Consider the following 1,025-nt stretch of genomic DNA (forward strand, 5'->3'; position numbering starts at 1 on the left):
GATCAGGGTGCGGTTGTCCGGGGTGACCACCATCCCGTTGGGGAAGGCGATGTCGTTGGCCACCTGCCGCGCTTTGCCGTCCGGTGTGATCAATGCGATGTAGCCGGGCACGAAGTCCGGGCGCTGGTGCAGCGGAGTCTGGTCACCCGCGGCCATGTCTTTCATCGCCCGGTCGAGGAACGCCAGGAAGTCGAAGTCGGCGCCGTTGACGTAGACGTTGCCGCGACCGTCAACGGTGATCTCGTTGAACCCGCTCGGCAGCCCGTCGAGGTGTCCGTACGGGGTGAGGGATCCGTCCGCATCCTGCACCAGCAGCCGCACCCCGCAGTTGGCCGTGCCCGGAACGATCAGCAGCCTGCCGTCGGGCAGCCAGTCGATGGAGTGCGGGGACACCGTGGCGTCGTCCATCACCACCTCGCTGTTGCCCTCGACGTCGACCGCGACGATCTGGTCGGTGCCCCAGTTGCAGAACCACAACCTGTCGTCGTGCCAGCGCGGGCACTCCCCGATACCGAGCCCGTCGAGCAGTACACGGGTGACCCTTCGCGGTGCCGACACGATCCCTCCCAAAGTAAACTGACCAGTACTCGAAAAACTAGACGGTATAGTACTGACCGTGGCAGGTACAGCGCCGGATCGAGGCCAGTGAGCCCCCCGGAGACCCGCTCGGCCCGCAAGCGCCGCGCAATCCTCTCAGCGGCGACGGTCGTATTCCTGCGCGAGGGCTACGCCAGCACAACCATGGACCAGGTCGCGGCACTCGCCGAGGTATCAAAGCTGACGATCTACCGGCACTTCGCCGACAAATCAACCCTGTTCACCGAGGTCGTAACGAGCACCGTCGACCACGCCAGCAACGTGGTCCAGCAAGAAATCCTCGCGCTCGGCCGCACCGGTGACGTGGAAGCCGATCTGCGCGCCCTGGCCCGCCACCAGCTGGGCCTGGTGATGCAGCCGCACCTGCTACGGCTGCGCCGGCTCGTCATCGCCGAACTGGCGCGGTTCCCCGCGCGCGGAAGAATCTT

The 1,025-nt window shown here is 66.0% G+C and carries 2 protein-coding genes; one reads left to right on the top strand and one right to left on the bottom strand.

The features are described 5' to 3' along the window. The coding region (locus AB0M20_RS45610) for an SMP-30/gluconolactonase/LRE family protein (protein WP_364307928.1) at nt 1–558 on the bottom strand (558 nt) is incomplete at its 3' end. Between the two features lie 87 nt (nt 559–645). Here AB0M20_RS45610 and AB0M20_RS45615 point away from each other — a divergent pair. Beyond that, on the top strand, nt 646–1,025 hold a 380-nt coding region (locus tag AB0M20_RS45615; protein ID WP_364307930.1), incomplete at its 3' end, for a TetR/AcrR family transcriptional regulator.

Source organism: Actinoplanes sp. NPDC051633 (genome assembly GCF_040681735.1).
Taxonomy (GTDB): Bacteria; Actinomycetota; Actinomycetes; order Mycobacteriales; family Micromonosporaceae; genus Actinoplanes.